This is a genomic window from Pseudomonas sp. RG1 (genome assembly GCF_025910115.1).
Taxonomy (GTDB): domain Bacteria; phylum Pseudomonadota; class Gammaproteobacteria; order Pseudomonadales; family Pseudomonadaceae; genus Aquipseudomonas; species Aquipseudomonas atacamensis.
The window spans coordinates 234,658-258,153 of sequence record NZ_JAPCIK010000046.1; the positions used below are offsets into that span (position 1 = coordinate 234,658).

The 23,496-nt window shown below is 60.0% G+C and carries 23 protein-coding genes; 7 read left to right on the forward strand and 16 right to left on the reverse strand.

Features of this window, described 5'->3' with window-relative positions; all coding sequences use genetic code 11:
• Nucleotides 1–71: 71 nt before the first annotated feature.
• Nucleotides 72–977: a 16S rRNA (cytidine(1402)-2'-O)-methyltransferase gene (rsmI, locus tag OK411_RS23225; protein ID WP_016773267.1), complete on the reverse strand. Its 906-nt coding sequence runs from the start codon at nucleotides 975–977 to the stop codon at nucleotides 72–74.
• Between the two features lie 177 nt (nucleotides 978–1,154).
• Here rsmI and OK411_RS23230 point away from each other — a divergent pair, with 177 nt between their 5' ends.
• From OK411_RS23230 to OK411_RS23245, 4 genes are all read left to right on the forward strand, one after another.
• Entirely contained in the window at nucleotides 1,155–2,966 is a 1,812-nt protein-coding gene (locus tag OK411_RS23230; RefSeq protein WP_264365752.1) for a penicillin-binding protein activator, read from the forward strand.
• Nucleotides 2,966–3,328 carry a YraN family protein gene (locus OK411_RS23235; RefSeq protein WP_016773265.1) on the forward strand — a complete coding sequence of 121 codons (363 nt, stop codon included), beginning with the start codon at nucleotides 2,966–2,968 and terminating at the stop codon, nucleotides 3,326–3,328. Before OK411_RS23230 ends, OK411_RS23235 begins: the two co-directional genes overlap by 1 nt.
• Before the next feature lie 101 nt (nucleotides 3,329–3,429).
• Nucleotides 3,430–4,023, forward strand: coding sequence for a phosphoheptose isomerase (locus OK411_RS23240; RefSeq protein WP_008082788.1), 594 nt, complete (start codon nucleotides 3,430–3,432; stop codon nucleotides 4,021–4,023).
• The gene (locus OK411_RS23245; protein WP_024014250.1) at nucleotides 4,020–4,598 is read left to right on the forward strand and encodes a BON domain-containing protein; all 579 of its coding nucleotides are present in this window, start codon (nucleotides 4,020–4,022) and stop codon (nucleotides 4,596–4,598) included. The genes OK411_RS23240 and OK411_RS23245 overlap by 4 nt, the downstream gene beginning before the upstream one ends.
• 47 nt (nucleotides 4,599–4,645) lie before the next feature.
• Here the strand turns inward: OK411_RS23245 and OK411_RS23250 are convergent, their stop codons facing one another.
• The 7 genes from OK411_RS23250 to rplM form a co-directional block, all read right to left on the reverse strand.
• Nucleotides 4,646–5,059 carry a ClpXP protease specificity-enhancing factor gene (locus tag OK411_RS23250; RefSeq protein ID WP_016773263.1) on the reverse strand — a complete coding sequence of 138 codons (414 nt, stop codon included), beginning with the start codon at nucleotides 5,057–5,059 and terminating at the stop codon, nucleotides 4,646–4,648.
• A 16-nt stretch (nucleotides 5,060–5,075) separates the two neighbouring features.
• Nucleotides 5,076–5,693 carry a glutathione S-transferase N-terminal domain-containing protein gene (locus OK411_RS23255; RefSeq protein WP_007961620.1) on the reverse strand — a complete coding sequence of 206 codons (618 nt, stop codon included), beginning with the start codon at nucleotides 5,691–5,693 and terminating at the stop codon, nucleotides 5,076–5,078.
• A gap of 146 nt (nucleotides 5,694–5,839) precedes the next feature.
• Entirely contained in the window at nucleotides 5,840–6,622 is a 783-nt protein-coding gene (locus tag OK411_RS23260; RefSeq protein ID WP_024014251.1) for a cytochrome c1, read from the reverse strand.
• A complete protein-coding gene (locus tag OK411_RS23265; RefSeq protein ID WP_024014252.1) occupies nucleotides 6,622–7,833 on the reverse strand; it encodes a cytochrome b in 1,212 nt (403 codons plus the stop codon). Before OK411_RS23265 ends, OK411_RS23260 begins: the two co-directional genes overlap by 1 nt.
• On the reverse strand, nucleotides 7,833–8,426 hold the full coding sequence (gene petA / locus OK411_RS23270; RefSeq protein ID WP_007917031.1) for a ubiquinol-cytochrome c reductase iron-sulfur subunit: 594 nt from the start codon (nucleotides 8,424–8,426) through the stop codon (nucleotides 7,833–7,835). The genes OK411_RS23265 and petA overlap by 1 nt, the downstream gene beginning before the upstream one ends.
• 273 nt (nucleotides 8,427–8,699) lie before the next feature.
• Nucleotides 8,700–9,092: a 30S ribosomal protein S9 gene (gene rpsI, locus OK411_RS23275; protein ID WP_003228056.1), complete on the reverse strand. Its 393-nt coding sequence runs from the start codon at nucleotides 9,090–9,092 to the stop codon at nucleotides 8,700–8,702.
• Nucleotides 9,093–9,106: 14 nt separating this feature from the next.
• Nucleotides 9,107–9,535 carry a 50S ribosomal protein L13 gene (gene rplM, locus OK411_RS23280; RefSeq protein ID WP_003228062.1) on the reverse strand — a complete coding sequence of 143 codons (429 nt, stop codon included), beginning with the start codon at nucleotides 9,533–9,535 and terminating at the stop codon, nucleotides 9,107–9,109.
• Nucleotides 9,536–9,779: 244 nt separating this feature from the next.
• Here rplM and OK411_RS23285 point away from each other — a divergent pair, with 244 nt between their 5' ends.
• Nucleotides 9,780–10,820, forward strand: coding sequence for an NADP(H)-dependent aldo-keto reductase (locus OK411_RS23285; protein WP_024014253.1), 1,041 nt, complete (start codon nucleotides 9,780–9,782; stop codon nucleotides 10,818–10,820).
• A gap of 156 nt (nucleotides 10,821–10,976) precedes the next feature.
• Here OK411_RS23285 and OK411_RS23290 read toward each other — a convergent pair whose 3' ends face one another.
• Nucleotides 10,977–12,113, reverse strand: coding sequence for an acyl-CoA dehydrogenase family protein (locus OK411_RS23290; RefSeq protein ID WP_024014254.1), 1,137 nt, complete (start codon nucleotides 12,111–12,113; stop codon nucleotides 10,977–10,979).
• Between the two features lie 250 nt (nucleotides 12,114–12,363).
• Between OK411_RS23290 and OK411_RS23295 the strand changes: the two genes are divergently transcribed.
• The gene (locus tag OK411_RS23295; protein WP_162999820.1) at nucleotides 12,364–13,260 is read left to right on the forward strand and encodes a GlxA family transcriptional regulator; all 897 of its coding nucleotides are present in this window, start codon (nucleotides 12,364–12,366) and stop codon (nucleotides 13,258–13,260) included.
• A 196-nt stretch (nucleotides 13,261–13,456) separates the two neighbouring features.
• Here OK411_RS23295 and zapE read toward each other — a convergent pair whose 3' ends face one another.
• The 3 genes from zapE to OK411_RS23310 all read right to left on the reverse strand — a co-directional run bounded on the left by zapE (nucleotide 13,457) and on the right by OK411_RS23310 (nucleotide 16,651).
• Nucleotides 13,457–14,551, reverse strand: a complete 1,095-nt coding sequence (gene zapE, locus OK411_RS23300) for a cell division protein ZapE (protein WP_136492731.1) — start codon at nucleotides 14,549–14,551, stop codon at nucleotides 13,457–13,459.
• Nucleotides 14,552–14,641: 90 nt separating this feature from the next.
• Nucleotides 14,642–15,997: a tryptophan--tRNA ligase gene (locus OK411_RS23305; RefSeq protein ID WP_136492730.1), complete on the reverse strand. Its 1,356-nt coding sequence runs from the start codon at nucleotides 15,995–15,997 to the stop codon at nucleotides 14,642–14,644.
• 24 nt (nucleotides 15,998–16,021) lie between these two features.
• On the reverse strand, nucleotides 16,022–16,651 hold the full coding sequence (locus OK411_RS23310) for an alpha/beta hydrolase (RefSeq protein ID WP_264365769.1): 630 nt from the start codon (nucleotides 16,649–16,651) through the stop codon (nucleotides 16,022–16,024).
• Between the two features lie 144 nt (nucleotides 16,652–16,795).
• Between OK411_RS23310 and OK411_RS23315 the strand changes: the two genes are divergently transcribed.
• Entirely contained in the window at nucleotides 16,796–17,230 is a 435-nt protein-coding gene (locus tag OK411_RS23315) for a YhcB family protein (RefSeq protein ID WP_016773251.1), read from the forward strand.
• Nucleotides 17,231–17,481: 251 nt separating this feature from the next.
• Here OK411_RS23315 and OK411_RS23320 read toward each other — a convergent pair whose 3' ends face one another.
• The 4 genes from OK411_RS23320 to OK411_RS23335 all read right to left on the reverse strand — a co-directional run bounded on the left by OK411_RS23320 (nucleotide 17,482) and on the right by OK411_RS23335 (nucleotide 23,484).
• A complete protein-coding gene (locus OK411_RS23320; protein WP_076564082.1) occupies nucleotides 17,482–18,216 on the reverse strand; it encodes an OmpA family protein in 735 nt (244 codons plus the stop codon).
• 120 nt (nucleotides 18,217–18,336) lie between these two features.
• Nucleotides 18,337–18,981: an MBL fold metallo-hydrolase gene (locus tag OK411_RS23325; protein WP_024014263.1), complete on the reverse strand. Its 645-nt coding sequence runs from the start codon at nucleotides 18,979–18,981 to the stop codon at nucleotides 18,337–18,339.
• A 59-nt stretch (nucleotides 18,982–19,040) separates the two neighbouring features.
• Entirely contained in the window at nucleotides 19,041–21,776 is a 2,736-nt protein-coding gene (locus tag OK411_RS23330) for a LuxR C-terminal-related transcriptional regulator (RefSeq protein WP_125925712.1), read from the reverse strand.
• Nucleotides 21,777–22,119: 343 nt separating this feature from the next.
• A complete protein-coding gene (locus OK411_RS23335) occupies nucleotides 22,120–23,484 on the reverse strand; it encodes a DUF1329 domain-containing protein (RefSeq protein ID WP_212617107.1) in 1,365 nt (454 codons plus the stop codon).
• Nucleotides 23,485–23,496: the final 12 nt, after the last annotated feature.

Sequence of the window (23,496 nt, forward strand, 5' to 3'; positions counted from 1 at the left end):
GCCGCGAAGGTTAACGGCAGAGCGCCGGAAGAACAAGCGCTAAAACCCTCAAGAACGCCATGGGCGACGGCTTACACGCCTTTCTGTTTATCCAGCGCCACCTGATACAGCACGTTTTTGCGCTCGCCGGTGATTTGCGCTGCCAGTGCGGCGGCGCGCTTGAGCGGCATTTCCTCCAGAAGCAGATCGAGGATGCGCATGGCTTCGCTGCTGACCGCGTCCTCCGACTCCGGCGCGGTCCAGCCGGCCACCAGCACTACGCACTCGCCGCGCTGCTGATTGCTGTCGGACTCGACGAACGCACGCAGCTCGCTGAGCGGCAGGCCTTTGAGGGTTTCGAAGGTTTTGGTGATTTCCCGCGCCAGCAGAGCCTGACGCTCGCCGCCAAACACTGCTTCCATATCCTGCAGGCATTCGAGAATGCGATGCGGCGCTTCATAGAAAATCAATGTGCGCGGCTCTTCTTTAACCGCTTCCAGACGCGCCTTGCGTCCGACCGACTTGGCCGGGAGGAAACCTTCGAAGATAAAACGGTCGGACGGCAAGCCCGCCGCCGACAGCGCCGCGATCAACGCGCAGGCACCCGGCACCGGCACCACGTTGATCCCGGCCGCACGGGCCTGACGCACCAGGTGATAACCCGGATCGGAGATAAGCGGCGTGCCGGCATCAGAGATCAGCGCGACGTTGTCGCCCGCCAGCAACCGCGTAATAAAGCGGCTACCCTCATCCCGCTCGTTGTGTTCGTGACATGCGGCCAGCGGCGTACCGATACCGAAGTGCTGCATCAGGCGCGCCGAATGCCGCGTGTCTTCCGCTGCAATCAGGGCCACTTCACGAAGGATCTTCAAGGCCCGGGCGCTGATGTCGTCCAGGTTGCCGATGGGCGTCGCCACCACATAAAGCGAGCCAGCAGCGGAATTCAAAGGACCTGGAGCAGTCAAAGCGCACACCTCGTGATCGGTAAAAGCGGCCATTGTAGCGCGTCATGAGGCTTGCGATGCGCTCCGGCCGAGTGCGGTTTTTCGCCCGGTTGTGCGCTGCCGCAACATTTACTCCAGCTAAATTGACCGATTCACGCCAGTAACATCGCGCCCCGGCCAGTGCTTGGGTACAATTCCACGCTAATTTGATCGAGTATCAGGAACACTTACATGATCGCTTGCCTGCGGCTGTTCACTGCCCTCTGCCTCGCTGCCTTGTTGGCCGCGTGTGCCAGCTCCCCTTCCTCCAGCCTTGGCGAACTTCCACGGACTCCGGACGCCAGCATCGAGCAACTGCTCGAACAGGCTGCGCAGGCTAAAACCCCGGAACAAGCCGCCCTGCTGCGCCTGAGCGCGGCGGACCAGGCTTACCGCCAAGGCAATGCCGGCCAGTCCGCGCAAATCCTGCAACAAGTGCCAGTGGAGCAACTCAAGCCAGGCCAGCAGATTTTCGCCAATACGCTGTCCGCCGAACTGGCCATGACGCGCAATCAGCCGAAAGCTGCGCTGACCGCCCTGAGCCATCCGAGCTTCCAGACGCTCGGGGAAATGCCGGAAGAGCAGCAAGTGCGCACTGGCACTGTTCACGCCCGCGCCCTTGAAGCCGATGGCCAGACGCTGGCCGCTGCCCGTGAGCGTGTGTTCATCGCACCGATGCTGGAAGGCGAAGCGGCGAGCAAGAACCACGAAGCGATCTGGACCCTGATCGCTTCGCTGCCAACCGATCAATTGCAACCGAACAACACCGACGATCTCGGCGGTTGGATGGCACTGGCGCAAGCGGTGAAAACCGCAGGCACGCTGGAACAGCAACAAGCCGCGATCGACAACTGGCGTGCGCAGAATCCAAAGCACCCGGCGGCGGTCAACCTGCCGCTGCCGCTGACCAAACTCAAGGAACTGGCCAGCCAGCCACTGAGCAAAATCGCCCTGCTGCTGCCACAGGACGGCCAATTGGCGTCGGTCGGCAAAGCGCTGCGTGAAGGCTTCATGGCCGCGCATTATCAGGCGCAACAGGCCGGCCAGAACCCCCCTGCCATCGAGTTCTACGACAGCTCGAAGCTGACCTCGATGGACGAGTTCTATCGCAAGGCCCAGGCTGACGGCGTGCAACTGGTAGTCGGCCCGCTGGAAAAACCACTGGTCAAGCAACTGAGCACTCGCCCGCAACTGCCAATCACCACCCTGGCGCTGAACTACAGCGAAGGCGAACAAGGTCCGGCGCAGTTGTTCCAGTTCGGTCTGGCAGCTGAAGACGAAGCTCGCGAAGTCTCCCGTCGCGCCCGCGCCGATGGCCTGCATCGCGCCGCGATCATGGTGCCGAAGGGCGAATGGGGCGATCGCGTCCTACGTGCCTTCAGCCAGGACTGGCAAGCCAATGGCGGCAGTATCGTTGCCACCGAGCGTGTCGATCAGCCGGTGCAACTGGCCCAGCAGATCGCCGACATGTTCCAGCTGCGTCAGAGCGAAGCTCGCGCCAAGAGCCTGCAGAATGTTGCCGGCACCAACGTCGCCGCGCAGCCTTCGCGTCGTCAGGACATCGAATTCATCTTCTTGGCCGCCACGCCGCAACAGGCCCAGCAGATCAAGCCGACCCTGAACTTCCAGTACGCCGGTGACGTGCCGGTCTACGCGACTTCCCACGTGTACAGCGCCAGCGGCGACGTCAACCAGTACAACGACATGAACGGCATTCGCTTCTGCGAAACCCCATGGCTGCTGGAAACCAGCGATCCGCTGCGCCAGCAAGTAGCTGCGCAATGGCCGCAAGCCAATGGCAGCCTCGGTCGCCTGTACGCCATGGGCGCCGACGCCTATCGCCTGGCACCGCGCCTCGGCCAACTCAAGGCCCTGCCGGACAGCCGCATCGAAGGTCAGTCGGGCAGCCTCGGCATGACCCAGACCCAGCGCGTTGTGCGCCAGTTGCCGTGGGCACAGTTCGTCAGCGGTCAGGTGCAGCGCCTGCCGGACACACCGCGCTAATGCCCGACAGGTCACGCTCGCAAAGCGGCAAGGATGCCGAGCGCCAGGCGCTTGAACATCTGCAACAACAAGGTCTGCGCCTGCTGGCGCAGAACTGGTTATGCAAACGCGGCGAGCTTGATCTGGTCATGCTTGATGGCGATACAGTAGTATTCGTTGAAGTTCGCTACAGAAAAAACACTCAATGGGGTGGCGCGCTCGCCAGTATCGACGAGCGCAAGCAGCAGAAACTGATCTTTGCAGCACAGTATTTTCTTCAGCGCGAGTCGCGTTGGGCCAATTCCCCCTGCCGCTTCGATGTGGTGGCGATCGACAGCCACCCGAATCAGCTGAACTGGTTGCAGAATGCTTTCGACAGTTGATCGCCTGCACCCTGCCCTGTTTTCGTCCGACACATTTTGCTCTTTGCTTTGCCGGCTGCACATTCACGTGCCGAACAGCCGCGCCACTTAAGGTCACACAGATGGACATGCAATCCCGAATTCGCCAGCTTTTCCAGGCCAGTATCGACACCAAGCAACAGGCGATGGACGTACTTGCACCGCACATCGAGCAAGCCAGCCAGATCATGGTCAACGCCCTGCTCAACGAAGGCAAAATGCTCTCGTGCGGCAACGGTGGTTCGGCCGGGGATGCCCAGCATTTTTCTTCGGAGCTGCTCAACCGCTTCGAGCGCGAGCGTCCGAGCCTGCCGGCGATTGCGCTGACCACCGACACTTCGACGATCACCTCGATCGCCAACGATTACAGCTACAACGAAGTGTTCTCCAAGCAGATTCGCGCGCTCGGCCAGCCGGGCGATGTGTTGCTGGCGATTTCGACCAGCGGCAACTCGGCGAACATTATTCAAGCGATCCAGGCCGCACATGATCGCGAAATGATTGTCGTAGCTTTGACCGGACGCGATGGCGGCGGCATGGCGTCGCTGCTGTTGCCCGAGGACGTCGAGATTCGCGTACCGGCCAACGTCACTGCACGTATTCAGGAAGTCCACTTGCTGGCGATCCATTGCCTTTGCGATCTGATCGACAGCCAACTGTTCGGGAGTGAAGAATGACCCCTAATCGCCTTGGCCTTTTGGCCTTGACCCTGTGCCTCGGCATCAGCGGCTGCACCTCGGTGGTGAACGCCAGCCGTGAAGCGCCGATCGAAGACGACCGTGGCACGCGCACCTTCGGCAGCAAGATCGACGACTCGCTGATCGAAACCAAAGCAGGCGTGAACATCGCCAAGGCCGATCCGGCACTGGACAACGACTCGCACATCGTCATCACCAGCTTCAACGGCGTCGTCCTGCTCGCCGGCCAGACTCCGCGCGAAGACCTCAAGGCCAAAGCCGAACAGGCAGCCGCCAATGTCCAGCGCGTGAAGAAGGTGCACAACGAACTGCAAGTGCTGCAACCGTCCTCCCTGCTCGCGCGCCAGAACGATGCGTGGCTGACCACCAAGATCAAGACCCAGATGCTCACCGACGCCAGCATTCCTGGCTCGCGCATCAAAGTCGTGACCGAGAACGGCATCGTCTACCTGCTGGGCCTGCTGACCAAACAGGAAGCCACTCAGGCAACCAATCTGGTTCAGGGTGTGTCTGGTGTGCAGAAGATTGTGAAGCTGTTCGAATACATCGACTGACCGTAAAGGCAGACACAAAAAAGGCGATCCATCCGGATCGCCTTTTTTTATTTCACAACCTTCAAGCTCGGCCGGCCACTCGGGCGTGGTGGCTCGCTGCCCGGTGGCGGCGAGTCGTCATCCGGATCGATGTCTTCCTCGTCGTCCATCGGCAACTCGAGGTCAAACACCATGCCCTGGCCGTTCTCCCGGGCGTAAATACCCAGGATCGCGCTGATCGGCACGTAGAGACTGTGCGGAACACCGCCGAAGCGGCCTTCGAACGTCACCACGTCGTTATCCATGTGCAGATGACGCACGGCACTCGGCGAGATGTTCAGGACGATCTGGCCGTCACTGGCAAAACCCTGTGGCACCTGCACCGCCGGGTACTCGGAGTTGACCAGCATGTGCGGGGTGCAATCGTTATCCACAATCCACTCGTAGAGCGCGCGGACCAGATAAGGTCGACTGGAGTTCATAGCGGCTCCTTAAGCCTTAGCGCATATCGCGTTCGACACCAGACAGACTCGCCTGGAAAGCCTCACGCGCAAACTGGCGCTCCATATAATCAAGCAGCGGCTTGGCCGGCCGCGGCAGTTCAATACCCAGAATCGGCAAACGCCAGAGTATGGGTAATAGGCAGCAATCCACCAGACTTTGTTCCTCACTGAGGAAGAACGGTTTGTCGGCGAACAGCGGCGAAACGCCGGTCAGGCTTTCGCGCAGTTCCTTGCGCGCCACGACCCGTGCGGCCTCTTTGCTCTTGGGATCCAGAATCAGATCCACCAGCCCGCACCAGTCACGCTGAATCCTGTGGATCAGCAGACGGCTGTTGGCCCGCGCCACCGGATAAACCGGCATCAGCGGCGGGTGCGGGTAACGCTCATCCAGATACTCCATCACCACGGTCGACTCCCACAACGCCAAGTCACGATCGACCAGCGTCGGCAGACTGCCGTAAGGGTTCACCTCAATCAGTTTAGGCGGCTGGCGGCCCGCTTCCACGTAAATGATTTCGGCGCTGACACCCTTCTCTGCAAGCACGATGCGCACTCGGTGGGAATAGTGGTCGGCGGGGTCGGAGTAACAGGCCAACCGATTGGTCACGCCCATGGCGATCCTCCTCGCTTGTTGAATTTGTCGGAACCGGAAAAACGCGCGCGCCCAGAGGGCACCTCCCGCAGGGTCTGACTGAGCAGATCCTGCTTTAGCGGAGGCGCCCTTGGGCGCGCGCGATTAACAGCAATGCTTGAAGCGTATCAGTGCACGTCTTTCCAGTATTCACGCTTGAGCAGGTAGGCGAACACAAAGAAGAACGCCAGGTACAGCAAGACATAAGTACCGATGCGCTGATGTTGCAGCTTAACCGGGTTAGCCGAGTAAGCCAGGAAGGTTACCAGATTCTTGACCTTCTCATCGAACTGCTCTTCGTTCAGAGCACCGGACTTCGGCACGATGGTCAACTGATCGCACGCTTCATGGGTCAGCGGCGTGCCGGTCAGCGGATCGTATTGCTTCTTGCCGTCCTCGACGATCTGCACCTGTTTGCAGCCGACAACCTGACGACCCTGCAGGCCGACCAGCACGTTAGGCATGCCGACGTTCGGGAAGACCTTGTTGTTCACGCCCCATGGACGCGCCGGATCTTCATAGAACGACTTCAGGTAACCGTAGAGCCAGTCGGTACCGCGTACTCGCGCTACCAGCGTCAGGTCCGGCGGCGCTGCGCCGAACCAGGTCTTGGCGTCGGCCGGCTGCATGCCGATGTTCATGTGGTCGCCAATCTTGGCACCGGTGAACACCAGCTTCTCCAGCATCAACTCGTGCGGAATGCCGAGGTCATCGGCGACGCGCTCGTAACGCTGGAACTTGGCACTGTGGCAACCCATGCAATAGTTGGCAAAGGTCCGCGCACCATCCTGCAGAGCGGCTTTGTCGGAGACGTCGATATCGACACTTTCCAGTTCCGGACCATGACCCTCGGCAGCAAAAACCAGGGAAGGCAGCGCAGCAAAAATCAGAGCAAGAAATAACTTTTTCATCAGCCAGTCACCCTTTCCGGAACCGGTTTGGTCTTCTCGAGCCGGGTGTAGAACGGCATCAGAATGAAGTAGGCGAAGTACAGGAAGGTGCAGACCTGCGACAGCAACGTGCGCCCTGGTGTCGGCGCCAGAACTCCAAGAATGCCGAGAATCACGAAGGAGATGCAGAACACCACCAGCCAGATTTTGCTCAGCCAGCCCTTGTAGCGCATCGATCTCACCGGACTGCGATCCAGCCAAGGCAGCACGAACAGCACCGCAATCGCCGCACCCATGGCGATAACGCCCAGGAGTTTGTCCGGCACCGCACGCAGGATTGCGTAGAACGGAGTGAAGTACCAGACCGGGGCAATGTGCTCAGGCGTCTTGAATGGGTTAGCCGGCTCGAAGTTTGGTTTTTCGAGGAAGTAGCCGCCCATTTCCGGGAAGAAGAACACAATGAAACAGAAGATGAACAGGAATACCACCACACCGACAATGTCCTTCACCGTGTAGTACGGGTGGAACGCAATGCCGTCCAGCGGGATGCCGTTTTCGTCTTTGTGCTTCTTGATATCGACGCCGTCAGGGTTGTTCGAACCGACTTCGTGCAGCGCCAGAATGTGCAACACCACCAGACCGAGAATCACGATCGGCAGCGCGACCACGTGCAAGGCGAAGAAGCGGTTCAGGGTGATTCCGGAGATCAGGTAGTCACCACGAATCCACTGGGTCAGGTCATCGCCGATCAGCGGAATCGCACCGAACAGCGAGATGATCACCTGGGCTCCCCAGTAGGACATCTGGCCCCACGGCAGCAGGTAACCCATGAACGCTTCGGCCATCAGTGCCAGGTAGATCAGCATGCCGAACACCCAGACCAGCTCGCGCGGTTTCTGGTACGAACCGTAGAGCAGACCGCGGAACATGTGCAGATAGACGACGATGAAAAACGCCGAGGCGCCGGTCGAGTGCAGCAGACGCAGGATCGAGCCGTACTCGACGTCGCGCATGATGTATTCAACGGAAGCAAACGCCTCTTCTGCCGACGGCGTATAGCTCATCGTCAGCCAGACGCCGGTGACGATCTGGTTGACCAGCACCAGCAGCGCCAGCGAGCCGAAGAAATAGAAGAAGTTGAAGTTTTTTGGTGCGTAATATTTGCTGAGATGGTCTTCCCACATCTTGGTCGCGGGAAAGCGCGCATCAACCCAATCCATGAACTTGCTCATCACGCTTTCTCCGTATCGACGCCAATGACAATCAGGTCATCGGTCTCATAGGAATGCGGGGGAACTGGCAGGTTCAAAGGCGCAGGTTGCGACTTGTAGACGCGGCCAGCCAGATCGTAGTGGGAACCGTGGCACGGGCAGAAATAGCCACCTACCCAGTCTTTGCCCAGATCCGCAGGTGCCACTTCGGGACGGAAGGTCGGTGAGCAACCCAGGTGCGTACAGATCCCGATCAGCAGGAGAATCTCCGGCTTGATCGAGCGTACTTCAGGGTCGACATAAGTGGGTTGCGTGGAGTTTTTGGAGGTCGGATCGGAGAGCTGACCCTCGATCTTCTTGAGATTCCCCAGGATTTCCTCGGTACGGCGGACAATGAACACCGGCTGGCCGCGCCATTCAGCAATCATCTGCTGGCCTGGCTCGATTTTGCTGACATTCACTTTCACCGGTGCACCGGCAGCTTTCGCCTTGGCACTGGGAAACCATGACCCCACGAACGGGACCGCAGCCCCCACCGCTCCTGCAGCACCCACCACGGATGTGGCTGCCACCAGGAAGCGACGCCGGCCTGCATTCACGCCGTCATTGCTCATTCAGTCCTCTCCCATCAGCTTTTTTGGCCTGTTAAATCAGGCGTCTACTAAATAAATCAAATGTTACTTATAAAAATTTTGCCCGAATGGTAATGAAAACCCCCAATTCTGACAAGGTTAATTCCCCGGGGCTCAGCCCCTTAAGCCTTGGAGTATAGGGGGTCTACGGCTGTGGCAAGTTGTCACAACGCAATTCTTTGATAAATCGCAGGCATAAAAAAACGCCCGCTTCCGTGAGGAGGCGGGCGTTCTTTTTTGAACGTGGAAGCGGAATTAACGCTTCGAGTACTGCGGACGCTTACGCGCTTTACGCAGACCAACTTTCTTACGTTCAACTTCACGGGCGTCGCGGGTAACGAAGCCAGCTTTGCGCAGAGCGCTACGCAGGGTTTCGTCGTAGTCCATCAGAGCGCGAGTGATGCCGTGGCGGATTGCGCCAGCCTGACCACTTACACCACCGCCGATCACGGTGACGTAGATGTCGAACTTCTCGACAGTCTCGGTCAGCTCCAGCGGCTGACGAACTACCATGCGGGCAGTTTCGCGGCCGAAGAAGTTATCCAGCGAACGGTTGTTGATGGAGATGTTACCAGTACCCGGACGCAGGAAAACGCGTGCGGTTGCGGTCTTGCGACGGCCAGTGCCGTAATTTTGAGTCGCCGACATAATGAACTATTCCGTTAAATCTTCAGTTCTTGGGGCTGCTGAGCAGTATGAGGGTGTGCAGCGCCCGCATAGACTTTCAGCTTACGGTACATGTCGCGACCCAGTGGGTTTTTAGGCAGCATGCCTTTAACCGCGGTCTCGATCACGCGCTCAGGGGCTTTGGCGATCAGCTTTTCAAAGTTGATCGACTTGATGCCGCCCGGGAAACCGGAGTGGGAGTAGTACATTTTGTCAGTGGTTTTAGCGCCGGTAACACGGATCTGCTCGGCGTTGATGACGACGATGTAGTCGCCGGTGTCAACGTGAGGAGTGTACTCAGGCTTGTGCTTGCCACGCAGACGGCTCGCGATTTCGGTGGCCAGACGACCCAGGGTCTGACCAGCAGCGTCGACGACAAACCAGTCGCGCTTTACTGTTTCCGGTTTAGCAGTAAAAGTTTTCATTCTTTATAGCCTCAGGGGCCGCCTGTAAATAAGACGGCGGATCTTACTGAATAGTGCGTACTTTGACAAGTCAAAGGCAGCCGGATACAGACGCTTTCGGGGGCTCGGGTCGGCGCGTCCGTTCAACGGCAAGATTCTTCGGCGGCGGCGCATCACTTCCACTGCAGAAAGAGGTCGGCAATTATGCAGATTGCGAAAAATTTTTCAACCTGCTTTTATGATTGTTTTGCCCAAGGAGCACCCGATGGACTATCGCCAGCTAGGCCGTACCGACCTGAACGTGAGTGCAATCTGCCTCGGCACCATGACTTGGGGCGAGCAAAACACTGAGGCTGAAGCCTTCGCCCAGATCGAGCGGGCGAAAGAAGCGGGGATCAATTTCCTCGACACCGCCGAAATGTATCCGGTGCCGCCCAAAGCCGAAACCTACGCCACCACCGAGCGCTACATCGGCAATTACTTCAAGAGTCGCGGTGACCGTTCCGACTGGATCCTCGCCAGCAAGATCGCCGGCCCCGGCAACACCATCGATTACATCCGCGACAAGAACCTGCGCCACAACCGCCAGCACATCACCGAAGCACTGGACGGTAGCCTCAAGCGCCTGCAGACCGATTACATCGATCTGTACCAACTGCACTGGCCGGAACGCAGCACCAACTTTTTCGGACAGCTGGGCTACAAGCACAAGATCGAAGCCAACCTGACGCCGCTGGAAGACACCCTCGAAGCCCTCGACGAACAGGTGAAGGCCGGCAAGATTCGTCACATCGGTCTGTCCAACGAGACGCCGTGGGGCACCATGCGCTTTCTGGCTCTGGCCGAAGCCCGTGGCTGGCCGCGTGCAGTGTCGATCCAGAACCCGTACAACCTGCTCAACCGCAGCTTCGAAGTCGGCCTGGCCGAGATCGCCATTCGCGAACAGTGCGGCCTGCTCGCCTACTCGCCACTGGCGTTCGGCTTCCTCTCCGGCAAGTACGAAGGCGGCGCCCGACCACCGAAAGGCCGTCTGAGCCTCTACAGCCGCTTCAGCCGCTATTTCAACCCGCAATCGGAGGCGGCGTGCAGCCGTTACGTAGCCCTGGCCCGTGAACACGGCCTGGACCCGGCACAAATGGCCTTGGCCTTCGTGACCCAGCAACCGTTCGTCACCAGCAACATCATTGGCGCGACGACGCTTGAGCAACTGGACAGCAACATTGCCAGTTTTGATCTGAAACTGTCCGATGAAGTGCTGGCCGGGATTGAGGCGATTCACAAGGATCATCCGAATCCGGCGCCGTAACTGACCGCCAAAAGCTTCGCGAGCAGGCTCGCTCCCACAGGTACGGTGATCCCCTGTGGGAACGAGCCTGCTCGCGAAGAGGCCAGTCGGATTACTTCAACAGCGGAACGCGGAGCGTCCCCGGCGGCATTCCCACGCAGAGCGTGGGAATGATCATCAAAGCGACCGCGCAATAATCTCCTTCATGATTTCATTGGTGCCGGCATAAATCCGCTGCACCCGCGCATCCGCCCACGCCCGGGCCACCGGATATTCCCACATGAAGCCGTAGCCGCCATGCAGTTGCACGCATTCGTCGAGCACTTTGCATTGCAGGTCGGTGCCCCAATATTTGGCCATCGCCGCCGTCGGCACATCGAGTTTGCCTTGCAGATGCAGCTCCAGGCAGCGGTCGACAAAAACCCGGCCGATCTGGATCTCTGTAGCCATTTCGGCCAGTTTGAAGCGGGTGTTCTGAAAGTCGGCAATCGCCTTGCCGAACGCCTTGCGATCACGGGTGTAATCCAGCGTCCATTGCAACGCCGCTTCAGCCGAGGCCAGGCCGCCAATCGCCACGGTCAGGCGCTCTTGCGGTAACTCCTGCATCAGATAGGCAAACCCGGCACCCGCCTGGCCGAGAAGGTTTTCCTTCGGCACGCGCACGTCCTGGAAGAACAGTTCCGAGGTGTCCTGCGCTTTCATGCCGACCTTCTCCAGGCGCTTGCCCTTCTCGAAGCCCGGTGTATTCGCCTCCACCAGAAACAGACTGGTGCCCTTGGCGCCAGCCTTGGGGTCGGTCTTGGCCACCACGATCACTAGGTCAGCCAGAAAGCCGTTGGTGATAAAGGTTTTCGAACCGTTGATCACATATTCGTCACCGTCGAGCACCGCCGTGGTTTTCACCCCTTGCAGGTCGGAACCGGCGCCAGGCTCGGTCATGGCAATCGCCGTGACCATTTCGCCCGAGACCAGTTTCGGCAGGTATTTGTGCTTCAGCGCTTCGCTGCCGTAATGCAGGATGTACGGTGCGACGATGTCCGAGTGCAGCGAGAAACCGATACCGGTCAGACCCAGACGCCCGACTTCCTCGATGACCACGGTGCTGTAGAGGAAATCCGCGCCGAGCCCGCCGTACTCTTCCGGCAGATGCGAACAGAGCATCCCCGCCTCCCCCGCCTTGTTCCACAGTGCGCGATCGATGTGCCCCTGCTTCTCCCACTGCGCGTGATACGGCACGGCCTCCTTTTCGAGGAAAGTTCGCACGCTGTCGCGGAACAATTCGTGCTCGGAGCTGAACAGGGTTCTGGGGATCATGCGGCACCTTTCTTTGTTGTTGGAGGGATACGGCTCTCAGAGACTAAGCCCGACTCCTGCTACGGGACACTGGACACATCCGACAAAAAATAAGACGATCCAGCCGTCTGGTGACCACTTTCCCTTATAAAAACAAAACAAAAGTTGAATTATGTCTAAGCACGTCTCCCCGCCCTTGCGGCGCGTCAGCATCCTGGCCATCGACCGGGTCTTCGCTTACACCCTCATGCAGGCCAAGGATTTTTTCCATGTGGCCAGCCTGCGTTACGGCAAACAACTGGGCCACGGCCTGACCCCGGCGTTCGAAACTCGCTTGGTCAGCCCCGATGGCAAACCGGTGAAAAGCTTCAGCGACGTAGTGATGCCGGTCGACGGCGGCCTGGAAAACGCCGACGTGATCATCCTCCCGGCGTTCTGGGACGATTTCGACACGCTGTGCAGCCGTTACCCGCAAATCCTGCCGTGGCTGCGCGAACAGCATGCGCGCGGCGCGGTGTTATGCGGCGAAGCCACCGGAGTGTTCTGGCTCGCCGAAGCCGGGCTGCTCAACGGTAAGGAAGCCACCACCTACTGGCGCTTCTTCAATGCCTTCGCCGAGCGTTTCCCCAAGGTCTATCTGAATCAGGACAAGCACCTGACGGACGCCGACAATCTCTATTGCGCCGGCGGCACGACCTCGGCCTGCGATCTCTACATCTATCTGATCGAACGCTTCTGCGGCGCGAACGTGGCACAAGCCGTGGCCCGCGACATTCTCTACGAAGTGCAGCGCAGTTATTCGCCGGGACGTATCGGTTTTGGTGGGCAAAAGCTGCATCAGGACGTGATCATCCTGCAGATCCAGCAGTGGCTCGAAGAACATTTCGCCGACAAGTTCCGCTTCGAAGACGTCGCCCGCGAGCACGGCATGAGCATCCGCAACTTCATGCGCCGCTTCCAGACCGCCACCGGCGACAAGCCGTTGCACTACTTGCAACGCCTGCGCATCGAGACAGCCAAGGGCCTGCTTTCGGGCACGCGCAAGAGCATCAAGACCATCAGTTATGAGGTCGGTTACGACGATGCGAGCTTCTTCGCGCGACTGTTCCGCCAGCACACCGAGCTGTCGCCGAATCAGTATCGGCAGCAGTTTCAGCAGGCTGCGTAATCCGGCCTGATGATCGTTCCCACGCTCTGCGTGGGAATGCCGCCACTGGACGCTCTGCGTCCGGCTCGCAAGTGACGCGGAGCGTGGGAACGATCAGTTACTGCGCTTTCGCGAGCAGGCTCGCTCCCACAGGGAAAAACTTCAGCGCATAAAAAAGGCCTGCAATCGCAGGCCTTTTTCGTTGCCGAAACTCCGTTTAAGGCTTGTGCGCCCGCGACAGGAATTCGTGAGATTGCATCTCCAGCAGTCGGCTCAGTGTGCGCTGGAACTCGAAGGTCAGGCGTCCGCCGGTGTACAGATCCTTCAACTCGACTTCAGCAGAAATGATCAGCTTGACGTTGCGGTCGTAGAATTCGTCGACCATGTTGATGAAGCGCCGGGCGATGTCGTCAGTGGTGACGCTCATCTGCTCGACGCCGCTGAGCAGCACGGCGTGGAAGATCTTGCCCAGTTCGATGTAGTCGTTCTGGCTGCGCGGGCCGTCGCACAGTTCACGGAAGTCGAACCAGGCCACGTCGTCGCAGGTGCGCAGAGCGCGGATTTCGCGGTTCTCAATGATCAGCACATCGTTTTCCACCGCCGCCGTGCACTCCGGCGTCAGCGCCTTGAAGCTCTTGCGCAGGCTTTCGTGCGCGGCTTCGTCGAGCGGATAGTGGAACAGCTCGGCTTGCTCGAGGTGACGCAGACGATAATCGACGCCGCTGTCGACGTTGACGATCTCGGTGTTCTGCTTGATCAGCGCGATGGCCGGGAGGAAGCGCGCGCGTTGCAGGCCATCCTTGTACAGGCCGTCCGGAACGATGTTCGACGTCGCGACGAGGGTCACGCCGTTCTTGAACAGCTCTTCCATCAGCGTGCCGAGGATCATCGCGTCGGTGATGTCGGAGACGAAGAATTCATCGAAGCAGATCACCCGCGACTCGGCCGCGAAGCGCTTGGCGATGATGGTCAGCGGGTTCTTCTCGCCGCCCAGGGTTTTCATTTCTTCGTGCACGCGCTTCATGAAGCGGTGGAAGTGCGTGCGGGTCTTTTCATTGAACGGCAGCGCTTCGAAGAAGGTGTCGACCAGGTAAGTCTTGCCGCGACCGACGCCGCCCCAGAAATACAGGCCCTTGACCGGTGCCTGATCCTTTTTGCCAAACAGCTTGCCGAGCAAGCCCGGCTTGTTCTGGTCAGCGGCGATCAAGTCGTCGTACAGACGCTGCAAGTGACGCACAGCAGTTTCCTGCGCGGCGTCATGGAAGAAGTCCGGGCGTTTCAGATCAGCTTGATATCGTTCTAGGGGCGTCATAATTCGTTAGCAAGGCAACAAAAACGGGCCGTCACTGTAGCGACGGCCTGTGGGAATGGCAATCGGCCCTTGGTCGGGTCGTGCCGCCGATCAGTCCTGAGCTGGAGTCAGCGCGACGCGCAACGCCTCGATGGCGGCGTCCCGCGCACCGATGTCGGCAAACGCCGGGCTGTCGCCCACGCACTCACCGGCCAGCCAGACGCTGAAGCTCAGTTCTTCAGTACGCACATCCAGCGGCTCGCCGGACTGCAACTGTTTGGTCGCCTGGCCGGCGGTTTTGCCGTCGGCGAAGTTACGCGACAGCAGCAATTGCTCGCCATCGGCCGCCAGCAGACGGAAACGGAAGCTGCCGTCGTCCTCGCGGAAGCTGACGAAACGCGCGGCTTTCGCGGCTTTTTTCTTGGTAGTCGCGGCCACCTGAACCTGATTGACGAAAGAACGCAGGCCGACAGCTTCGCGCAATTCATTGAGGAACGGCGTGGCCACGGCGCGGGCCTTCTTCGCACCGATCTGCAGGATGTCTTCCAGGTCCGCCGGACGCTCGATCAACTGGTGATACTTCTCGCGCGCCTCGCCCAGCTCGTTGTCGAGCAACTGGAACAGACGATTCTTCGCCTCACCCCAGCCCAGACCACCGAGCAGTTCGCTGCGGAATTCGTCAGCCTGCGCCGGGGTGGCGAAGGCCTGGAACAGAGTGAACAGGTGCGAGTTGTCAGGATCTTTCGCTTCGCCCGGGGCCTTGGAGTCAGTGACGATCCGCGAGATCGCGTCCTTCATCTCTTTGGCGCTGGAGAACAGCGGAATGGTGTTGTCGTAGCTCTTCGACATCTTGCGACCGTCGAGGCCCGGCAAGGTGGCCACGCTTTCTTCGATCAGCGCTTCGGGCATGGTGAAATACTCTTTGCCCTGACCGAACAGATGGTTGAAACGCTGGCCGATATCGCGGGCCATTTCCACATGCTGAATCTGATCGCGACCGACCGGCACCTTGTGCGCGTTGAACATCAGAATGTCCGCCGCCATCAGCACCGGATAGCTGTAGAGACCCATGGTGATGCCGGCATCCGGGTCTTCACCGGTTTCAAGGTTCTTGTCCACCGAGGCCTTGTACGCGTGCGCACGGTTGAGCAGGCCCTTGGCGGCGACGCAAGTCAGCAGCCAGGTCAGCTCGGGGATTTCCGGGATGTCGGACTGGCGGTAGAAGGTCACCCGATCGACATCGAGGCCACCGGCCAGCCAGGTCGCGGCGATTTCCAGACGCGAGCGCTGGATGCGCAGCGGGTCATCGCATTTGATCAGGGCGTGGTAGTCGGCCAGGAAATAGAACGAATCGGCCTGGCTGTCGCGGCTGGCGAGGATTGCCGGGCGAATCGCGCCGGCGTAGTTGCCCAGGTGCGGCGTGCCAGTGGTGGTGATGCCGGTGAGAATGCGGGTACGGTTGGTCATGGGTAATCGCTTGTCAGACTGCAATCAATTCGAGAGACGCGGCAGCAGCAGATCTTTGAGATCGGTCAGCTTGCCGTGAAAAAAGTGTCCGCATTCTGCCACTTTCAGCAGCTCATGGGGGCGCCGGAGTTGTGCCGACCACTGGTAGACCAGTTGCGGATCGATGACTTCATCGGTTTCCGGCTGGATCACGGTCAACCCGCCGTGCTGCGGCAGTTGATCCTGCTCGCCCAGACGCATCACCGCCGGGGCAACCATGAACAGGTGTGCAAGCTGGACGCCCTGGGCTTCGAGACGGCCGCCGAGACTTGCTGCAACAAATCCGCCGAAGGAGAAACCGAACAGGGTCAGCGGCAGATCCGGGTGTTTTTCCCGCAGCCATGCAGCGGCGGCTTGGGCGTCGTCGACTTCGCCGGTGCCCATGTCGTGGGTGCCCTGGCTGGCGCCGACGCCGCGATAGTTGAAACGCAAGGTGATCAGGCCTGCGTCACGCGCGGTGCGCTGCAGGGTCGAGACGACCTTGTTGAGCATGGTGCCGCCCTGTACCGGGTTCGGATGGCAGATCAGCGCGATGCCGCGCGGCTGCTCGTTATCCAGATACAAAGCCTCAATTTGGCCGACAGGGCCGTCAATCACTACAGGGGTTTCACGCATCAGCAAGGGAGGAACTCCGTGACCTCGAATCGGGTCGACTCGTCTAGCAAATTGTCTGTGCCAATCTATTGCGAGTGAATCGCGGTATACAGCGCAGGTTCGAGCCGTTAACGTAAAGCAAAGCCGTTTATAGAGGAAGGACTCGTGGAACACTCGCTCTTAGTTTGGTTGTTACCGACTCTTGCCCTGGTTGTGGGTGTCGCCATTGGATTCCTGATCGCGCGCGTTGCGCCGAACGCCGCACCGAGCCGCACGCAGCGTCAACTGGATGATATCCAGGAGCGTTTCGACAGTTATCAGAACGAAGTGGTCACCCACTTCAACAGCACCGCGATGCTGGTCAAGAAACTGACCCAGAGCTATCAGGAAGTGCAGGACCACCTCGCCGAGGGCGCCAATCGTCTGGCCCTAGACGAGCAGACCCGCCAGCGCCTGATCGCCGCCCTGCACGCCGACGCAGCGCAGGCACCACGTGAACGCCTGACGCCACCGCGCGATCAGGAACCACCGCGTGATTACGCACCGAAGAGCCCGAATTCGCCGGGCATGCTCGATGAGCATTATGGTCTGAAGAAGTAATCGGGTTTCGCGCCCAACAAAAAGCCCCCGGACAATGCTGTTGTCCGGGGGCTTTTTTGTATCGGCTGATTTTGGGGTGACAACACTGGCCTCTTCGCGGGCAAGCCCGCTCCCACAGGGGCCAGGTGTGGAACACAGATTTTGGGTCACCAATACCTGTGGGAGCGGGCTTGCCCGCGAAAGGGCCGGCACAGATGACACAAAAAAATGCCCGATCACAAGACCGGGCATTTCTTCAATCAGGCAATCGCTTACGGATACTGCTGCACCGTACCCGGCTGTTGCTGCTGACCACCATACTGCTGACCCGGAATCGCCTTCAGGTTGACCTCGACCCGGCGATTCTGCGCGCGGCCGTTGACGTCACCGTTACTGGCAATCGGGTTATCCGGGCCGGCGCCACGGGCCGACAGGTTGGCACCGCTGACGCCTTGCGAGGTCAGGTAGGTCGCCACGCTCTGCGCACGACGCTGGGACAGGTCCATGTTGTGCTGGCGGCTGCCGGTGCTGTCGGTGTAGCCGACGATTTCGATCTGGTTCTGGCTGAACTCTTTCAACGAGTTGGCCAGGTTGTTCAGAGGCTGGTAGAAGCTCGGTGCGATGTTCGCCGAATCGGTGGCGAAGGTGATGTTGCCCGGCATGATCAGCTTGATCTGATCGCCCTGACGCTGCACTTCAACGCCAGTGTTGGCCATGCTCGCGCGCAGTTTCTTTTCCTGCTGGTCGGCGTAATAGCCGTAGCCTGCTGCGGAGGCACCGACGACGGCAGCGCCGATCAAGGCGCCCTTGCCACGGTTGTCGTGGCCGATGGCGGCACCGGCGAGTGCACCGGCCAGCGCACCGAGGCCACCGTATTTGGCGGTTTTGCTCATGCCTTGCGAGCCACCGTCGGCCTGACCCTGATTGTCATACGGATTGGGCGAGGCGCAGCCGGACAGCACGGCCACGGCAGTAGCGACAATAATCAAACGACGCGTGGTGAACATGGAGAGCTCCTGGTTTTTTGCATTCTGTGGTGCAGCGGCCACTGATCAATCAATGGACCTGCGCGGGCGTTGGATCATGACAATGCGCAAAAATTCCGCCGCACACCCGTGACAAAAAATTCAGGCACGCACAAACGGGTTCTCGCGCATCTCATCACCCAGACGCGTATCCGGACCGTGCCCGGTGACAACCGTTGCGTCCTCGTCCAGCGTATACAGCCGCTGCTTGATCGAACGCACGATGGTCGCCTGATCGCCACCCCACAAATCCGTGCGCCCTACCCCGCGACGAAACAGCGTGTCGCCGGCAATCAACAGCTTAGCCTCGGAAAACCAGAAGCTCATGGAACCGGGTGTATGTCCCGGCGTGTGCAGGGCCACGCCGCAACCGCAGGCGAGTTCTTCGTCATCGCTCAGCCAACGATCCGGCGACGGCACCGGGGTGTAGGGCACGCCGAACATCTGGCACTGCATCTCCAGATTGTCCCAAAGGAACTGGTCTTCCTTGTGCAGATGCAGGGTCGCACCGGTTTTCTCCTTCATCTGCCCGGAAGCGAGAAAGTGATCGAGATGCGCGTGGGTATGGATGATGCTGACGACTTTCAGGCCATGGGCATCGAGACGCGCCATGATCAAGTCAGGGTTGCCACCGGGGTCGACGACGATGGCTTTTTTCGTGATCGGGTCGCCGATGATAGTGCAGTTGCACTGGAGCGGGCCGACGGGGAAGGTTTCGCGGATAAGCGCAGGGCTGGGCGTGGTCATGGAAAAATCCTGGACAGGGTCAACGCCGTTGGCAACGGCGATGGCGAATTTTACCGTCGCTAGAGCAATAACCCCAATGCCTTCGCCCGCGCCACGGCCTGCGTACGCCGCTCAACCCCGAGCTTGCTGTTGATATGGCTGGCGTGGGTTTTCACGGTGTGAAGGGAAATGAACAACTGCTCGCTGATTTCCTGATTGGAACAGCCCTGAGCGATCAGACGCAGCACCGCCAGTTCACGGCTGCTGAGTTGTTCGGTAGCGGAGCTTTCCACGGTCGGGCGCGGCGCGGCTGTTGGGAAATGTGTGAGCAATTGCTGGCTGACGGCGTTGCAGGAAAGCGCCTGCAATTGCCCGCGCATCCAGTCGGCATGACTTTTCAGCAGCGCATCGAAGGGCTGGAAGACGCCGCCGGCCGCTGCTTCCAGGGCCTGACTCAACACTTTGCGCGCCTCGGGCTCGCGCCCACCGGACAGCAACAGCGCTACCTTCTGCGTCAACGCCATCACGCTTAGCAACTGCCGCCCGGTCTGCTGGCCGTTTTCATGCAACACGTTCAAGCGCCCTTCGGCAAGCATCGGTTGCCCCTGAATCACATCGAGCAGCGCCTGTTGCAGTTCCACATGCAGCGGCAGCTGTGGATGAAACTCCGGTGGCGCCGCAGCGTTTTCGCCGGTGTAGGTCTGGCCCAATCGTGCAAGCCACGCCTCGGCAAGATCAATACGCCCCTGCGCCAGCCACAGTTCGCATTTGACCAGGGTGATCATCGCCAGATAGTAGATCGGCGGTACGTCCCAGATGTGCATCAGACGTTCGGCTTCGGCGAGTTCGGCGAAGGCCTTGGCGAACTCGCCGCTGGCGCCGTCGAGGCGGGCAATCACGCAGTGGCCGATCAGCACGCTGATGTCGCGACAGGCCCGCGCTTCGCCAATGCCGGCCAGCAGGCGTACGCGTGCAGCCTGCGGCTGCAAACGCATCGCCAGCAGGAAACCTTCGTACAACGTCAGCCGTGCGCGCACGGCGTACAGTCGTTGCGGCGACAGACCGCGCAAGCGTTCCAGGCCCTGATGCACTTCATCCAGCGCACGCAGAATCTCGCCCCGTGATTGCAGAACCCGCGCCCTGTCGTAGTGCGCGAGTGCTTCGAATAATGGATTGCCGACCCGCTGTGCCAACTCGAGAGATTCACGGTTCAGGCCACGGGCGCGCCACAGATCGCCGTCGGCGATCGCCAGATTGGACAGGGTCGACAGGCACATCAGCCGCTGGCCATAACGCTTGGCCGGCAGGCTCTCCAGCGCTTCACTGCAATAGCGCAGGGTCAGTTCGCGATGGCCGCGTCCGCGAGCGATGATCCCGCTCAGCGCCAGCCATTGCGCCAGCATGGATTTCTGCGCAGTGGCCGAAGGCGCCGGCAGGAAACGGCTCAAATGGCTGGCCAGCTCTTCAGCGGCATCGAGCTGACAGGCCAGCCCCAGCGCCCAGCTGTAGAGCACAATCAGCCGTGGCGTGCTGATCAGCAGACTGTCGGGCAAGTCCATTTTCCAGCGCAGCAGCATGCCGACGTTCTGCTCGGCGAGCAGCTGTTCTTCGGACAGGTTCTGTACGAGATTTGCCGCGACATCGAGATGCCCGGCACGCAACGCCTGTTCCACCGCCTCGTCGAGCAAGCCTTGCGCATTGAACCAGCGGCAGGCGCGCAAATGCAGGGTGGCGTTGGGCACCATCGCCTGGGCGATCGGCCGGCTGCGCAACAAGTCAGAAAACAAATGGTGATAGCGATACCAGTGCCCGTGCTCGTCCAGCGGCACCAGAAACACTTGGTGAGCGAGGAGAAAGCGCAGGATCTCGGCGCTGTCATGGGCTTCGCGGACCGCGTCGCACAGCTCGCTGCAAAAGCGTTCCTGCGGAGCGGTTTCGTAGAGAAACGATTGCACTTCGGCCGGCAGGCAATCGATGACTTCTTCGAGCAGATAATCGCGTATCAGCCCTTCGCCGCCGTTCAGTGCTTGCGGCAGCGCGGCATCGTTGCCCGCCTCGGCCACCGCCAGCAGCCAGAAGCGCAGACCGGCGACCCAGCCTTCGCTGCGCTGGATCAGGCTTTCCAGTGCTTCGCCGCGCAGTGAGCTGCTGTGGCGGTCGAGCAAGGTCAGGGCTTCGTCGTGGGTCAGGCGCAAGTCCTGTTCGTGCAGCTCGAGCAACTGCCGCGACAGGCGCAGACGCGCCAGATGCCAGTCCGGGCGCTGACGGCTGGTGACCATCACCAGCAAGCCATCGGGCAGATGATTGAGGAAAAATTGCAGGCAACGATCCAGCACCGGCCCTTGGGCGAGGTGGTAGTCGTCGAGTACCAGCAGCAACGGCGCGGCAGGATCGAGGTGCAGCGCCAGCTCATCGAGCAGACCGTCGAGCCACTCTTCGAACGCAAATGGCTGATGGCGCTGACGCATTTTCAGCAGACCGAGAGCGCCAGCGCCCAACGCAGGAAAATAGTCCTGTAGCCCTTCAAGCAAGCGCTCAAGAAAACGTCCGGGATCGCTGTCTCGTGGGCTCAAGCCCAGCCAGAGACTTTGCCAATGCGCCGGCAGGCTTTGACAGAACTCCACCGCCAGCGAGCTTTTGCCGAACCCGGCCGGGGCACTGACCAGCAGCAACCGACCTCCGAGCCCGGCCTGCAGACGCTGGCAAAGGCGCGGCCGCAAGACATAGCCATCAGGCAGCGGCGGGCGGAAAAAACGCCCGTCCAGTGCTGCGACGGTGATGCTTGCGGGACCCGGAAGTGGGGACAGATCAGTCATGGCCGGCTCTTGTTCGAAGGCGATTGGCGGCGTTGCAGATGTCCGCAGCCTAGCCTTAATCGAACCGGTTATGAAGGTTGCTGCTACAAATGGCTACAAAAAGGCTACACAGCGCCGCCAAAATCCGGCATCACCGACCAATCGCGACCACGATGAATCCGTGTAGGAGCTGCCGAAGGCTGCGATCTCTTGACTTTGCTTTTTCCAGAATCAAAAACAGGATCAAAAGATCGCAGCCTTCGGCAGCTCCTACATGAGCGGTGCGGCGTAAACCGCACGCAAAAAAACGCCCCGAACCGGTCGGGGCGTTTTCACGAGGATGCGGCCTCGGGTTTACGCAGGTTTAGCGAACACCATCCTGACGCAGAGCGGCCGGGGTGAAATCGCTGGTGGTGGCGGTGAAGCCGAAGTCATACGCCTGTTTCTCTTCGTTCTTCATGCCCAGCGCCAGATAGCGGCCGGACTGCAAGTCGTAGAGGGTTTCGAGGGCGTACCACGGCACTTGCTTGTCGTAGTAGTTCTCGGCATGCGCCTCGGCTACACGCCACAGTTGGCCGCGACCGTCGTAATGGTCGATGACCGCTGCCTGCCAAGTGTCCTCGTCGATATAGAAGTCACGCTTGGCGTAGATGTGGCGCTGGCCTTCCTTCAGGGTCGCGACCACGTGCCAGACGCGGCGCAGCTCGTAGCGAGCCAGGTCCTGGTTGATGTGACCGGCCTTGATGATGTCGGCGTACTTCAGTTTCGGATCGTCGAGTTTGTAGCTGTCGGAGGCGATGTACATCTCTTTCTTGCCTTCGAGCTTCCAGTCGTAACGATCCGGCGCACCGTTGTACATGTCGAGGTTGTCGGAAGTACGCAGGCCGTCGGCGGCAGTACCCGGGCCGTCATACGACACTTGCGGTGCACGGCGCACACGACGCTGACCGGCGTTGTAGACCCACGCCGAACGCGGCTCCTTGACCTGATCGAGCGTCTCGTGCACCAGCAGTACGCCACCGGCCAGACGCGCCGGCGCGGTCACTTTCTGCTTGAAGTAGAACAGGATGTTGCCCGGGTTCGCCGGATCGTAGTCCTTCATCTTGTCGCGGAACACGAACTGATCCTGGAAGTACACCAGGCTGTACGAGCCGTTCGGTTGCGGCGTGGCCTGGGTCACCAGACGGGTCACGCTGCCGCCGCGATAGCGGGTGATGTGGTTCCAGATCACTTCCACGCCGGTTTTAGGAATCGGGAACGGCACGGCGGTATCGAAGTTTTCCAGACCGTTGCCGCCGGACACCAGGTTGGTGCTGGTGGCGTTCTTCTTGATCGCAGCGAACACGTCATCCGGCACGGTGGCGCCGCGATGGGACGGATAGACCGGCATCTTGAAGGTTTCCGGGTAGCGCTTGAACATCGCGTACTGGCCCGGGGCAAGCTTGTCCTTGTACTTGTCGACATCCTTGGCAGTGATGGTGAACAGCGGCTGCTCACTGGCGTAAGGGTTGGACAGGAAGCCCTTGCTGTCGACGCTGCCGGCATTCTTCGGTAGCGGTTTCCAGGCCGGAATCGAACCGTCGGCATTACCGGCCATTTCCGCGCCCATTGGCGTCAGGCTCTTGCCCAGTTTATCCGCTTCGGCAGCAGGCACCGCCGCCATGACACTGGTCGCCAGCAGCGACAGGCCCAGAACACCGGCGTGGAACAGACTCTTTGTTATTTTCATAAATTCGTTCGT